11 protein-coding genes and 1 riboswitch are annotated in these 13,519 nt (G+C 69.1%); of the genes, 3 read left to right on the forward strand and 8 right to left on the reverse strand.

The genetic code is table 11. The features are described 5' to 3' along the window. Nucleotides 1-67: 67 nt before the first annotated feature. Nucleotides 68-358 (reverse strand): hypothetical protein, encoded by a 291-nt coding sequence (locus tag LZK98_RS15710; RefSeq protein ID WP_233783466.1) that lies wholly within the window; start codon nt 356-358, stop codon nt 68-70. Then, complete coding sequence (locus LZK98_RS15715; RefSeq protein ID WP_233783468.1) at nt 359-1,540, reverse strand: family 16 glycosylhydrolase; 1,182 nt, start codon at nt 1,538-1,540, stop codon at nt 359-361. It lies immediately after the preceding gene. 532 nt (nt 1,541-2,072) lie between these two features. On the opposite strand from LZK98_RS15715, the gene LZK98_RS15720 reads away from it, so the two are divergent. After that, on the forward strand, nt 2,073-4,280 hold the full coding sequence (locus tag LZK98_RS15720) for a TonB-dependent receptor (protein WP_233783470.1): 2,208 nt from the start codon (nt 2,073-2,075) through the stop codon (nt 4,278-4,280). 19 nt (nt 4,281-4,299) lie between these two features. Continuing rightward, the gene (locus LZK98_RS15725; RefSeq protein ID WP_233783472.1) at nt 4,300-5,373 is read left to right on the forward strand and encodes a PepSY-associated TM helix domain-containing protein; all 1,074 of its coding nucleotides are present in this window, start codon (nt 4,300-4,302) and stop codon (nt 5,371-5,373) included. 26 nt (nt 5,374-5,399) lie between these two features. Here LZK98_RS15725 and LZK98_RS15730 read toward each other — a convergent pair whose 3' ends face one another. From LZK98_RS15730 to metE, 3 genes are all read right to left on the reverse strand, one after another. Continuing rightward, complete coding sequence (locus LZK98_RS15730; protein WP_233783474.1) at nt 5,400-6,926, reverse strand: DUF1570 domain-containing protein; 1,527 nt, start codon at nt 6,924-6,926, stop codon at nt 5,400-5,402. Nucleotides 6,927-7,167: 241 nt separating this feature from the next. Next, a complete protein-coding gene (locus tag LZK98_RS15735; protein ID WP_233783475.1) occupies nt 7,168-7,923 on the reverse strand; it encodes an acyl-CoA thioesterase in 756 nt (251 codons plus the stop codon). After that, the gene (metE, locus tag LZK98_RS15740; RefSeq protein ID WP_233783476.1) at nt 7,920-10,223 is read right to left on the reverse strand and encodes a 5-methyltetrahydropteroyltriglutamate--homocysteine S-methyltransferase; all 2,304 of its coding nucleotides are present in this window, start codon (nt 10,221-10,223) and stop codon (nt 7,920-7,922) included. The genes LZK98_RS15735 and metE overlap by 4 nt, the downstream gene beginning before the upstream one ends. Before the next feature lie 109 nt (nt 10,224-10,332). Beyond that, nucleotides 10,333-10,543: riboswitch (cobalamin riboswitch) on the reverse strand. A gap of 104 nt (nt 10,544-10,647) precedes the next feature. Between metE and LZK98_RS15745 the strand changes: the two genes are divergently transcribed. Further along, entirely contained in the window at nt 10,648-11,163 is a 516-nt protein-coding gene (locus tag LZK98_RS15745; RefSeq protein ID WP_233783477.1) for a DUF1993 domain-containing protein, read from the forward strand. Here LZK98_RS15745 and LZK98_RS15750 read toward each other — a convergent pair. From LZK98_RS15750 to modB, 3 genes are read right to left on the reverse strand one after another with little or no spacing between them, the layout of a single operon-like run. After that, nucleotides 11,136-12,095: a bifunctional helix-turn-helix transcriptional regulator/GNAT family N-acetyltransferase gene (locus LZK98_RS15750; protein ID WP_233783478.1), complete on the reverse strand. Its 960-nt coding sequence runs from the start codon at nt 12,093-12,095 to the stop codon at nt 11,136-11,138. The two genes, LZK98_RS15745 and LZK98_RS15750, sit on opposite strands and share 28 nt — an antisense overlap. Before the next feature lie 55 nt (nt 12,096-12,150). Beyond that, a complete protein-coding gene (locus LZK98_RS15755) occupies nt 12,151-12,750 on the reverse strand; it encodes an ATP-binding cassette domain-containing protein (protein ID WP_233783479.1) in 600 nt (199 codons plus the stop codon). Next, on the reverse strand, nt 12,740-13,417 hold the full coding sequence (gene modB / locus LZK98_RS15760; RefSeq protein WP_406693355.1) for a molybdate ABC transporter permease subunit: 678 nt from the start codon (nt 13,415-13,417) through the stop codon (nt 12,740-12,742). The genes LZK98_RS15755 and modB overlap by 11 nt, the downstream gene beginning before the upstream one ends. Between the last annotated feature and the right edge of the window lie 102 nt (nt 13,418-13,519).

Below are 13,519 nucleotides of genomic sequence, written 5' to 3' on the forward strand. Positions count from 1 at the left end.
CGGGATCAAGGACAAGGAAGCCGCCGTCCGGGATGCCGGGCGGCGGCTTTCTGTTCGGCGCGAGTGTTCAGATCGCCGGGAGCACGCCGATCTCGGCATAGTTGGGCGAGCCGGGCTCGTGCGGGGCCGGCGGATCGTCTCTCCGGCCCGGTCTGTCGCCAGTGTCGACCGGAGCCGGCGGTGTCGGAGTCGCGGCCGGCTCCGCGGGAACGGATAGAGCTTCCTCCGACGGCGCGGAGACGATGCGGACGACACCCTCCTCGCCCGCGTCCTTGTCGGCGTCGGACAGCAGGAGGGCGCCGGCCGTACCGATCGCCAGCGCCGCCGTGCCCAGCACGATCGCGCGCCGCACGCGCATCTACACCTCCCGCACGAACTTGACCGCGCCGGCGCGCTGGCAGCCGGCGTGGACGGTGTTGGTGACGCCGATCGCGGGATTGGTGGTGCCCGCGTTGAAGCTGTGGACGCCGAGGTCCACCCAACCCGAGCTGCCGGTCGCGAAGTTGATGGTGGTGGTGGTCGTGCCCGACGCCGCCTGCACCTTCACCTCGCCCTGGGTGTCGGCGTTGGCATTGGCCGTCTTCCAGATATAGACGTGGTAGCTGCCCGACTGGTTGAAGCCGGGGGCATAGGTCGACTTGTCGCCGGCGGTGCATGAATAGCGCTGCGGCATCAGGCCGAAGCCCGCCAGCGTGCTGTCCTGCCAGCCGGAGCCGCTCTCGCTATAGCCGTAGCGGCCGTTCATGACATACTGGTCCTTCTTGTAGAAGCGGACCGTGTCGTAATATTGCGGCGTGCCGCCGACCGAGACCGGCGCCCGATAGGCGATCGCGGTCAGCCAGATGTTCACCGGGTCCTGGCGGTATTGGGTCGTCGAATAGGCGATCGTGCAATATTTGATGCCGTCGAAGTAGAAGTCGATCGCCCCTTCCCGCCAGTCGGCGCCGTAGGTGTGGTAGGCCGCCGTCAGGTTGACGCCCGGCGCATAGGTCGCGCAGCGCGGAGCGGCGAGCTTTCCGCCAGTGCCTGCCTGGCCGTTCCAGATGTTGAGTCCGCTGGGGATATGGGTCTGGTCCGCCGTCTCGATCTCGGCCTGGTCGATCTCGAGATAGCGGCCGGCGGCGTAGGTGTTGCTGCCGTCGCCGGCCATCATCCAGAAGCTGTTGTGCCAGCCGGTGTTGGTGGTGTTCTTGGCGCGGACCTCGAAATAGCCGTAGCCGAACTGCTGCTTGCTGACGACGCCGGCGCCGGTGTAGCTCATGCCGCTCACATTCTCCTGCTTCATCAGCAGGCTGAGCTGGCCGTTGTCGATGACCGCGTTGGCGGCGAGCTGGGCGCTCAGCACCTTGACGTCGGTCCGGAAGTTCCAGCGGCTGGTATCGACCGCGCTGCCGCTGAACGTCTCCTCCCAGGCGAGGCCGTAGAGGGTCGAGGGTGGATCGGCCAGAACCGTTCCCGGGGTCAATGCCGCGGCCAATCCCGCCGCAGCAAGCGAAGGCCGCAACATGCGGCAGGCACATGACGCAACGATCGTGTTCATGTCGCTTCTCCTCTCCTTGGCGGCGTTATCGTCGGGGCCGCCCTCCCGATCTCGACCGGTTGCGTTCCGGGCCTCGCAAAGGGCCTCGCGGAGCGGCGTCTCGGCGTGTCAGGGTTGCATTGCGCGAACGGACGGAACCCGCCGGCATCGCGCATCGGCAGGCGCGGCGGAATGCGGACCAATCGGCTGACGGGGCGCTAATCGCCGGCGACACCTCTCCCCCCGCTCTCGATTATTATTGCCATCAATAATATGGCTAAATTAGCAACATATCAAGCGGCGGCAGCGAGGTATCGCGTGGCGTCCGCGGACTTTGTTGCTTTCAGTGTCACAGTTAGGAGACTTGACTTGAGCCCCTCCCCTTCAGGGGAGGGGGTAGGGGGTGGGGCAGTGCGGCATGCCATATTGCTTGGGGTCAGGCCCCACCCCGACCCCTCCCCTGAAGGGGAGGGGCTTAGTTGTCGCCAGCTAATGCGATTGATTTGCATTTACCCGATCGCCCTGCTAGCCGCGCCGCGCTGGGAGGGCATTGATGCTTCGTCGTTCGTTCTGGTCGTTGCCGTTGGTGGCGCTGCTTGCGCCGATTCACCCCGCCTGCGCGCAGGAGCGTGCGGTCGAGGATGACGGCGACGGGACCGAGATCGTCGTCACCGCCGCGCGCACCGTGCTGCCGCCCAACGCGCTGCCGCTCACCATCGACATCATCGACAAGACCGCGCTCGACCAGCAGATCGCGATCTCGGGATCGGTCACCGATGCGGTGGCGAACCTGACCCCGTCCTTCTCCCCCACCCGCCAGAAGCTGTCGGGCGCCGGGGAGTCGCTGCGCGGCCGCTCGCCGCTCTATGCGATCAACGGCATCCCGCAGTCGACGCCGCTGCGCGACGGCAGCCGCGACGGCTTCACCATCGACGGCTTCTTCGTCGACCGGGTCGAGCTGATCTACGGTTCCAACGCGCTGCAGGGGATCGGCGGCACCGGCGGCATCGTCAACCAGGTGACGGTCGGCGCCCCGAAGACCGAGGGGCTAAGCGGCCGCGCGCTGCTGCAGGGCACCGCGAGCGAAGGGTTCCAGGACGACGGCTTCGGCGGCAAGGCCGCTGGACTGGTGCAGTACAAGGCGGGCCGCTTCGACGCGAGCGTCGGCGCCGCCTATGAGACGCGCGGCGCCTATTACGACGGCAACGGGCACCGGATCGGCGTCAACTCTACCCAGGGCGAGACGCTGGATTCGCGGGCGCTGTCGCTGTTCGGGCGGTTCGGATACCAGCTCGGCGAGACCGGGCGGATCGACCTGATCGCCAGCCGGTTCCAGCTCAAGGGCAACGGCGACTATCTCGCCATTCCCGGCAACCGGGCGACCGGCGTGCCGACCAGCGCCGTCCGCGGCGACGCGCCGGGCGATCCCGCCGCGAGCCGGACCGAGAGCGTCGCGCTGTCGATCACCGACACCGCGCTGTGGGGCGGCAATTTCGTCAGCCAGGTCTTCTTCAACCGCAGCCGCGACACCTTCGGCGGCGAGGTCGCTCCGGTTCCCACGTTCCAGGACCCGGCGATCGCTCCCCTCAACACGCTGTTCGATCAGTCGCAGAACCGGTCGCGCAAGATCGGCGCAAAGATCAGCTACGAACGCGCCATTCCCGGCTTCGAGGCGCTGACCGTGACGCTCGGTTTCGACGCCTTGTGGGACAAGACCGAGCAGCGGCTGATCGCCACCGGCCGCACATGGGTGCCGCCGACCGATTTCCGGAGCCTCGCGCCGTTCGGCCAGGCCAACCTCAAGCTGTTCGACGGGCTGGTGCGGCTCGCCGGCGGCGCGCGGTGGGAGAATGTCGAGATCAAGATCGACGACTATCACACGCTGGCGTCGACCACCTTCGTCGCCTGTTCGCCCACGCTGCCGCCCGGCACGCCCTGCGGTCCGTCGACCTACGGCGGCGTCGCGGTCGCCGGCGGCAAGCCGAAGTTCGAGGACCTGCTGATCAATGGTGGCGTGATCGTCGAGCCAACGGAGGGCATCCGCGCCTATGCGAGCTATGCCGAAGGCTTCACCGCTCCGGATGTCGGCCGCATCACGCGGGCGATCAACAAGCTGAACGTCGACCTCGACACCTATCTCGACATCAGCCCGATCGTCTCGAACAACCGCGAGATCGGAGTGGAGGTGAAGCGCGGGCCACTCGACGGCAGCGTCACCTATTTCTGGTCGTCGAGCGACAAGGGCCAGCTGCTGATCGCCAATCCTGGCGGCATTTTCGACGTGCAGCGCCAGCGGGTCGAGATCCAGGGGCTGGAGGTCAATCTCGGCGTTCGCCTGCCGATCGAGGGCGCGCGGCTGGGGATCGGCTATGCGCATCTCGACGGGCGCTACGACAGCGATGCCGATGGCCGGGTCGATACCGACCTCGACGGCACCAACATCTCTCCGGACCGGCTCAACCTGACCGCGAGCTATGCGCGGGGCCGGTTCTCGGCGCTGGTGCAGACGCAATTCTATCTGTCCCGGACGTTCAAGGGCCTGAAGCGCGATCCACGCAACGACTTCGGCGGCTACACACTGACCGACGCGACGGTGCGCTACGACGCCGGCCGGCTCGGCGCGATCCGGCTGAGCGCGCAGAACCTCTTCAACCTCCAGTACATCGACTACAGCAGCGACACCCGGCTGCCGACTGACAACCTCAGCTATTTCGCCGGGCGCGGGCGCACGCTGACGCTCGGCTGGGACTACCGGTTCTAATGACGTGGCGGTTCTGACGATGAAGTGGCTCGACCTCATCCATCGCTGGACCGGCGGACTGGTCGGGCTCGTCCTCGGCATGATGGGGCTGACCGGCGCGATCCTGGTCCATGAGGACGCCTGGCTCGGCTGGACCCTGCCCCATGCCGGCGATGCGCTGAACCGCGATCCCGCCGCGCTCGCTGCCGTGACCACGCGGCTGATCGGCGACGGGCACGGCGTGCAGGGCATCGTCTATGCGAGCGACGGCTTCGGCCTGCACCAGCTCCGTCTCAGTGGCGGCGCCGGTGCCTACGCCGATCAGGCAGGCGCCATCGTCACGCGCTGGGGCAGCCAATGGGAGCGGCCCGAGCTGTGGTTGTTCGACCTCCACCACCATCTGTTCACCGGCGACGTCGGCGAGACGGTGATCGGCATCGCCGGGCTGTGCGCGGTGCTGTTCGTGGTGACCGGCACCATCCTGTGGTGGCGGACGCGGCGGACCTTCGCGTTCCGGCTGTGGCCGAAGCGGATGAGCCGGCCGGCGATCGTGATGCAGCACCGCGACCTCGGCATCGTCATGGCGCCGCTGCTCCTGCTGTCGGCGGTGACGGGGACGATGATGATCTTCAAACCCGTCGCGGCGATCGTAATGGCGCCCTTCTCCTCCCCGGCGCAGGCGCGGGCGGCGATGGCGCCGCCCAAGCTCTCCGGCGGTGCACTGGCCGCGCATCCGGACTGGGCGGCGATGCTGGCCACGGCCCATGCCCGGTTCCCCGATGCGGATTTCCGCACGCTCACCCTGCCCCGTAAGCCCGGCGAGCCGATCAGTTTCAGGATGCGGCGCGCCGCCGAATGGCTCCCGAACGGCCGCACGATGCTGTGGTTCGACGCCGCCACCGGTCGTCTGCTCGCCGCCCGCGACGCGCTGGCGCTGCCGCGAGGGGCGCAGGTGTTCAACACTGCCTACCCGCTTCACGCCGCCAAGGTCGGCGGGCTTGCCTATCGACTGGTGATGACCTGCTCGGGCCTGGCGATGGCGATGCTGGGCAGCTTCGCGGTGTGGAGCTTCTGGTTCAGGCGACCGCGCCTGAAGCCGAGGCGGGCGGTGTAGCGACCATATCACCGCCTGCCAGGCGCTCAGTTTCTCTCGGCAGTGCCGGCCATCTTCGCCATCAGCGGCTTGGCTTCAGCAAGCTTGCCTGCGTCGATCAGCGCGATCACCTGGGCCGCAACATTCTTGTCGTCGTCGTCATGAGGAGCGAAGGCGATCGGCTGGAGCAGCGTGCGGGCGCCGGGCGCATCGTCGTGATCGAAGAGGTGGCGGGCGAGCTGAATACGTACCTGCGGGTCTTCCGCGCCGAGGACGAATGCGCGACGCAAACCCTTGACCGCGCCGGGAGTAGGTTCGGTTCCGGCAGCGGCGAAGCTGCGGAAATAGGCGAGGAGCGGCGCCGCCGCGTTGGGATCGGCGTGGTTGGCCTTGATCAGCCACGCACGCGCGGCCGTCCAGGCAGCGGCATCGGTCGACTTCGCGGCGACGAGCCGCCGCACCTCCGCCTGCCCTTTGGCGAGCATCGCCGGCAGCGAGCCGGGCGCGAGCGCGAGCGCGCGATCGGCGGCCGCCGCGGCGAGATCCGGATGCCCCGCCACAAGCTCGGCTTCGGCATATTCGGTCTGCACGCGCGCGTCCGCCGGATAGTCTGCGGCGATCTTCGCGGCATCGCGCGCCAATTCGCGCGCAAGTCCGCCACGCGCACCGTTCACCGATCGCGCGCGCAGCGGCATCAGCGCGGCGACGCCCGGCGAGAGCTTCGTCACGGTCGCATGCGGTGGCTTCGCCGGCGGCGGTACGCCGAGCGGCGGCAGCAATATCCGGCCCTCGAAATAGGCGAACATCTCGCGCCACAGTGCCTGCACGTCGCCGAATGCCTCGCCCGCCGCGTCGAGGCTCGGTTTGCCGCGGTTCATCAGCTGGAGATACTTGGCGAGCTGCCCCTGCCGCTTCGGCGTGAGCATCAGATAATGGGTGAGCAGCCAGCCGCGTCCATAGACCAGGGGCGACGCCGTCGCGGTGGTGAAGAATTCGCCCAGCGGCATCGAGAGATAGTCGCCCTGGGTGCGAATCAGACCCGCGCGGTAATTGGCGGGCAGTCCGATGACGATCGACCCGTCGTCGCGGAACTCGACGTTCGCGTTGAACTCGGCAAAGCCTTCCGAGAACCAGACCGGATAGGCGATCGGCTCGCTCGAATACATCATGTGATGGGCGTATTCGTGGAGCAGCGTCACCTGCGAGGTCATGTCCCCCGCCTTGGCATGACGGTCGAAGCCGGGGGCATAGAGGCTGAAGATCACCGATCCGCCCGCGCGCGGACGGTAGTAGCCGGCAAGCCCGCCGCACTGGCATACGCGCGTGAACAATCCGGCCTTGAGCACGAAGATGCGCACCGGATTGGCATGCGTCGCCGGGTCGTCGGGAAGGCCGTACAGCCGACGCAGCGCCGCATCGTACCGCTCGAGCCGCTCGGCGAACTCGCGCGCGGCCGGTTCGTCGGCGTCGATATCGATCACGAAATGATCGGTGCGCGCCTCATACCATTCCGCATGCGCGGGCGCTGCACATGCCAACGCCCCGGCAGCAAGCGCACCGAACCATGCCCTCACGAGCCCCCTCATTCCGTCATGTCCCCCCAGGGCGATTCCCTCCCGTCCATCTTAGATCGGGATTTTCCGGAGGAAAGCGAGCGCCGCCTTTGATCCTCCCCCGCCAGGGGGAGGTGTCAGCCGCAGGCTGACGGAGGGGGAGGTCGGCGACAAACTATCGGCGTGCTTCCGCCCCCTCCGTCACGCTTCGCGTGCCACCTCCCCCTGGCGGGGGAGGATTCGTTCCAAATGGCGATGAGTCCTAGAATACCTCCACCCGCCGCGGCCGACCTGCCGGGTCGACCGCGACCATGGTGAAGGCGGCCGAGGCGGCGTGCCGACGGTCGCCGGTGAGGAGGTCCTCCGCCCACAGCTCGACACGCGTCCTGAGCGAGCTGCGCCCCACCGCGTCGACGGTGGCGATCAGCTCGATCATCTCGCCTTCCGCGATCGGCGAGCGGAAGTCGACGCGCTCGGATGCCGCCATCACCATCACCGCGCGGGCATGGCGGGTGGCGGCGACGAACGCCGCCTTGCCGAGCATCCTGAGCGCATCGCCCCCGAACAGCGTGCCGTAATGGTTGGTCTGCGGCGGAAAGACGATGTCGGCCATGCGCAGCCCGTCCGGCTCGGGCGCCGGCTCAGCGAGGGGCGGGAGCGGCGCGCCCTCCCCGTTCATCGCGACCAGCGTGAAGCGGCCGCGCGTACACAGCCGCCGCTCGCCGGAGAGAAGCGCCTCCGCCACCAGCTCGACCTCGACGTCGAGCGACGACCGGCCGACGCGCACGACGCGGCCGCTCGCCTCGATCAGTTCGCCCTTGAGCGCCGGGGCGGCGAAATCGATCCGCTCCGATGCGGCGGTGACGAACGGCGCCCGCCCGTGGCGCGAGGCGGCGAGGAACGCCACCTTGTCCATGTGCGCGAGCGCCACGCCGCCGAACAGCGTGCCGTGATGGTTGGTGTCGCCCGGGAAGATCATGTCGATCAGCCGGACGACACCGCCATGCGTGCCGGTCATGCCGGCTCCAGCGCCTCGACCCGCAGGCGCCGCGCCGCCTCGACCATCGCGGCGATCGCCGGCTTCACCTCGTCCCACTTGCGGGTCTTGAGCCCGCAGTCGGGGTTCACCCACAGCTGCTCGGGAGCGAGGTGGAGCTGGGCGAGACGCATCAGCGCGACCATCTCCTCGACGTCGGGCACGCGGTGCGAGTGGATGTCGTAGACGCCCGGGCCGATCGCGCTCGGGTAGCGATAGTCGGCGAAGCCCTCCAGCAGCTCCATCTGCGAGCGCGCGGTCTCGATCGAGATCACGTCGGTGTCCATCGCGCCGATCGCGGGCAGGATGTCGTTGAACTCCGAATAGCACATATGGGTGTGGATCTGGGTCGCGTCGCCGACGCCCGCGGCGGTGAGGCGGAAGCAGTCCACCGCCCAGTCGAGATAATGCGGCCAGTCGCGGCGCCGCAGCGGCAGGCCCTCGCGCAGCGCCGCCTCGTCGATCTGGATCGCCTTGGCGCCGGCCGCCTCGAGGTCGAGCACCTCGTCGCGGATCGCCAGCGCGATCTGGCGGCATGACGCCTCGCGCGGCTGGTCGTCGCGGACGAACGACCAGTTGAGGATGGTGACGGGTCCGGTCAGCATCCCCTTCATCGGCCGGTCGGTGAGGCCCTGGGCATAGCGCCACCACTCGACCGTCATCGGCCGCGGCCGCGACACGTCGCCGTAGAGGATCGGCGGCCGCACGCAGCGCGAGCCGTAGCTCTGCACCCAGCCGTTCACCGTGAAGGCGAAGCCGGCGAGCTGCTCGCCGAAATACTGCACCATGTCGTTGCGCTCGAACTCGCCGTGGACGAGCATGTCGAGGCCGGCCTCCTCCTGCCAGCGCACGGTGCGCGCGGTCTCCTCGCGCAGGAACTGCTCATAGGCGGCATCGTCCAGCGTGCCGCGATTGCGCTCGGCGCGGGCACGGCGGACCTCGGCGGTCTGCGGGAAGGAGCCGATGGTGGTGGTCGGGAAGCGTGGCAGCCCGAGCACCGCCGCCTGCGCTGCGATACGCTCGACGTGGCCGGAACGTCGCTCGCGCATGTCGGGCGTGACCGCGGCGACGCGCGCCGCCACGGCGGGGTCGTGGATGCGCGGCGAGGTGCGGCGGTTGGCGGCGGCATTGGTGGCGGCCGCCAGCGCACCGGCGACGCTCGCGCGGCCTTGGTTGAGCGCGGTCTTGAGGATCGCCAGCTCCTCGACCTTCTGCACCGCGAAGGCGAGCCATTGCGCTACCTCCGCATCGATCTTGGTCTCCAGCGCGAGGTCGACGGGGGTGTGGAGCAGCGAGCACGACGGCGCGAGGATCAGGTCGCGCTCCGCGGCGATCGGCTCCAGCCGGTCGAGCAGCTTGGCGAGGTCGGCGCGCCAGATGTTGCGGCCGTCGATCACGCCCAGGGACAGCAGCAGCTTCTTCGGTGCCTTGGCGAGCACCGCGTCGAGCTGGTCGGGCGCGCGGACGAGGTCGACGTGGAGCCCCGAAACCGGCAGGTTGGCGGCAAGCGCGAGATTGTCCTCCAGCCCGCCGAAATAGGTCGCGAGCATGATGTCGACGCCGACCCGCGCCAGCCGGGCATAGGCGCGGGTGAGCGCGGTGCGCTGGCGCTCGGTGAGGTCGAGGACCAGGCAGGGCTCGTCGATCTGCACCCATTTGGCGCCCGCGGCGGCGAGCTGCTCCAGCACGGTCACGTAGATGCCGAGCGCCTGGTCGAGGAAGTCGAAGGGATCGACGTCGCGCCCCTTGGCCAGCGTCAGCCAGGTGACGGGGCCGAGCAGCACCGGCCGCGTCTCGTAGCCGAGCGCCTTCGCTTCGCGATAGTCGTCGACCGGCTTGGTCGAGGCGAGCGCGAGCTGCTGCCCGGCGGTCAGCTCGGGGACCATGTAATGGTAGTTGGTGTCGAACCACTTGGTCATCTCGAGCGCGGTGCGGCCGGCATGGCCGTGGCCGCAGCCCTCCCCGTCCCCGGTCGAACCGCGCGCCATAGCGAAATAGGTGGCGAGGTCGACCTGGCCCGGCGCGGCGCCGTAGCGATCGGGGATCGCGCCCAGCATCACGCTGGTGTCGAGGACATGGTCGTAGAGCGAGAAATCGTTCGACGGCAGCCAGTCGGCGCCGAGCGCCTTCTGCCGCGCCCAGGCGGCGGCGCGGAGCGCGGCGGCGGATTCGAGCAGCTCGGTCCCGGACGACTGGCCCGACCAGAATTTCTCCAGCGCGAACTTGAGCTCGCGGCGCGGCCCGATGCGCGGGAAGCCGAGCGTGGCGACGGTGACGGTCATTGGTCTTCATACCCCGATGAAGGCGGGGCGACCGGACGGGCACGGGCGCGCGCGGACGAGCCTTCCCGGCCGCGGCACGTCAGCGACCGACCCGGACACCCCGCCGGTGGACGTTATCGCGTCGGAGGCAGGTCTCCTGGCTCACGGGTCGTCACGCCGGCCTGGCCTTCCCGGAGCGCTTGCCGCCCCAGTGACACGTATCGGCCGCCGCTCGCCGCTCACAGTTGCGGGGGCAGCGCCGGAGTTGGGCACGAGGCCCGCACCGGCTTCCCGTCTTAGCTCCGCCGCAAGGGCGGAGAACCTCGACGGTGGGAATGTCGCCGATCGGGAGCACGACGTCAAGTAAGATATAAAGATATCTTTATATTGTTATCTCTTTTTCCGTCGCTCGACAGTGACGGCGCGGCTACCTAATTGCGCGGGCATGGCGACCGAACTCTACGATCTCACCGTTCCGGCCCTGCTGCGCGGCTTCGCGGCGATGGCGGCGTTCCTCGACAAGGGCCGGGCCTGGGCCGACGAGCAGGGCATGGCGCATGGCGAGCTGATCGAGGCGCGGCTGTTTCCGGACATGGCGCCGCTGACCGGCCAGGTGCAGCGCGCGAGCGACACCGCCAAGCTGGCGCTGGTCCGCATCGGCGGCGTCGAGAACGTGCCCATGGCGGACGACGAGACGAGCTTCGCCGAGCTGCAGGCACGGATCGCGAGGACGGTCGACTTCATCAAGTCGGTGCCGCGTACCGCGATCGACGGCAAGGAAGCCGCCGAGGTGATCCTGCAGACCCCGCACGGCGGCATGTCCTTCACCGGCCTCAGCTATGTGCAGGGCTTCCTGCTGCCCAATTTCTATTTCCACGTGACCACCGCCTACGCGATCCTGCGCATGAAGGGCGTGCCGGTGGGGAAGCTCGACTATCTCGGCGCCGCTTCGCCCGCGTAACGCATCGCCACATCGCACCGGGCGTAGCGCGCACCGTAGCGGGCCATGATCCCGGCATCGTGGACGAAGCCGACCTTCTCGTAGAGGTGGATCGCCGCCGCCGATTTGCGGTTGGAGAGCAGGTAGAGCGTCGTCGCGCCGAGCTCGCGCGCGCGGCGGATCGTGGCGCGGAGCAGGAACTCGCCGGCCTTGCGGCCGCGCGCCGCCTCGCGCACGCCCATCTTGGTCAGCTCGAACACGCCGTCGCCGCTCTTCCTGAGCGCGCAGGTGCCGATGATGCCGAGCTCCCGGTCCTCGACGAACAATATGTCGCCGCCCGGGGTGACGATGATCTCCTCCGGATGCTCGAGCGTCTCGCGGTCAGTGTCCTCGACCTCGTACATCGCCGCGACCCATTCGAGGTTGATGTCGTGGAAGTGGCGCGCGAGCTCGGGCGCCCAGCCGCGGATCGCCAGGCCCGAGGCCGCGACCGTGCGCCGGTGGAGCGGCGCCGCGGCAAGCGACGCCTCGATCGCATCGAGCTGTTCGAGCAGCGGCCCGGTTCCGCCCGCGGCCAGCTCGGCGGCCGCCGCCTCGACCCGCGGCCACACCGTCGCCTTCGATCGCGCCATCGCCGCGCGTCCCGCCTCGGTCAGTGCAACCGCCCGCCGGCGCGCATCGCGTCCGCCGTCGACCGTCTCGACCAGCCCGGTCTCGACCAGCTTCGCCAGGTTGCGCGTGACGCCGGGCTGGCTCACTCCCATCGCCGCCGCGATCTCCCCGACGGTGATCGGCCCATCTCGCTCGATCGCGGCGAGCAGCGGATATTGCGCCGGCTGGATCGGCAGCCCTTCGGCCTCGACGATCCGCAGCACGTCCGCCTGCATCCGCTCGCCGAGCCGCTTCAGGCGGCTGCCAAGGAAGAGATAGCCGCCGCTCAATATATCGTTCATCGCATCGCCCTTTCGATGCGAAGTTATATAACTTGTTATGGATCTAGCAAGATCGCTATCCGATCTCCACGATCTGTCCGCCGAGCCGCTCGGCCTCGGCATGGTCGTGCGTCACCAGCAGGATCGGCAGGCGCACCTCGTCGCGCAGCCGCTCGATCACCTGCATCACCTCCTCGCGCCGGGCGCGGTCGAGCGAGGCGAGCGGCTCGTCGAGCAGCAGGACGGCAGGATCGCGCAGCAGCGCGCGGCCGATCGCGACCCGCTTGGCCTCGCCGCCGGACAAGGTCGCCGGCCAGCGGTCGAGCAGATGGCCGATGCCGAGGAAGTCGATCTCATCCCCCAGCCGCCGGTCGTGGGGACGGCCGTAGAGGAGATTGTCGCGCACGCGCATATGCGGGAACAGGCGCGACTCCTGGAAGACATAGCCGACGCGGCGCGCCTCGGCGGGCACGTCGGTCGCGGCATCGAACAGCGTGGCCCCGTCGACCCGCACCCAGCCATCGTCCGGCCGCACCAGCCCGGCGATCATGTTGAGCACGCTGCTCTTGCCTGCCCCCGACGGGCCGAACAGCACAGTCAGCGCAGCGTCGCTGGCGAAGGACGCGGCAATTTCGGCGTCGGCGAAGCGCTTTCGGACCGAGACGTCAAAGCGCATGGGCGCCCCTCCCCGCGCGGCGCGCCAGCAGCTCCGAGGCGATCAGCGCGACCAGCGAGATCGCCACCGACACCGCCGCCAGCCGCCACACCGCCGCGTCCTGCCCCGGCACCTGCAGCGCGGCGTAGATCGCGAGCGGCAGCGTCTCAGTCTCGCCGGGGACGTTGGAGACGAAGGTGATGGTCGCGCCGAACTCCCCCAGCGCGCGGGCAAAGCCGAGCACGGTGCCGGCGAGCACGCCAGGCACGCTGAGCGGCAGCGTGACGGTGCGGAACACCCGCCAGCGGCCGGCACCGAGCGTGCGTGCGGCATCCTCCAGCCGGCGGTCGACCGCCTCGATCGACAGCCGGATCGCGCGCACCATCAGCGGCAGCGCCATCACCGCCGCCGCGATCGCCGCGCCGGTCCAGCGGAACAGGACGTGCTCGGAGAGAAACCCGAACGGCCCCGCCGGCGCGAACAGCAGCAGCAGCCACCAGCCGGTCACCACCGGCGGCAGCACCAGCGGCAGGTGGACCAGCGCGTCGAGGAGGATCTTTCCGGGAAAGCGGGCGCGGGCGAGCAGCCAGGCCAGGCCGAAGGCGATCGGCAGCAGGCCGAGCATCGCGACGACGCCGACCTTGAGCGAGAGGAGGACGATGCCCCATTCCTGCGCGGAGAGGATCAAGGTCGCACATCTCCCCTCCCCGTCATGCCGGACTTGGTCCGGCATCCACCGTGCCGCACACGCTCACGCTGCGGAGATGCTGCACGGTGGACCCCGGACCAA

It is taken from the genome of Sphingomonas cannabina (genome assembly GCF_021391395.1).
Lineage (GTDB): Bacteria > Pseudomonadota > Alphaproteobacteria > Sphingomonadales > Sphingomonadaceae > Sphingomonas > Sphingomonas cannabina.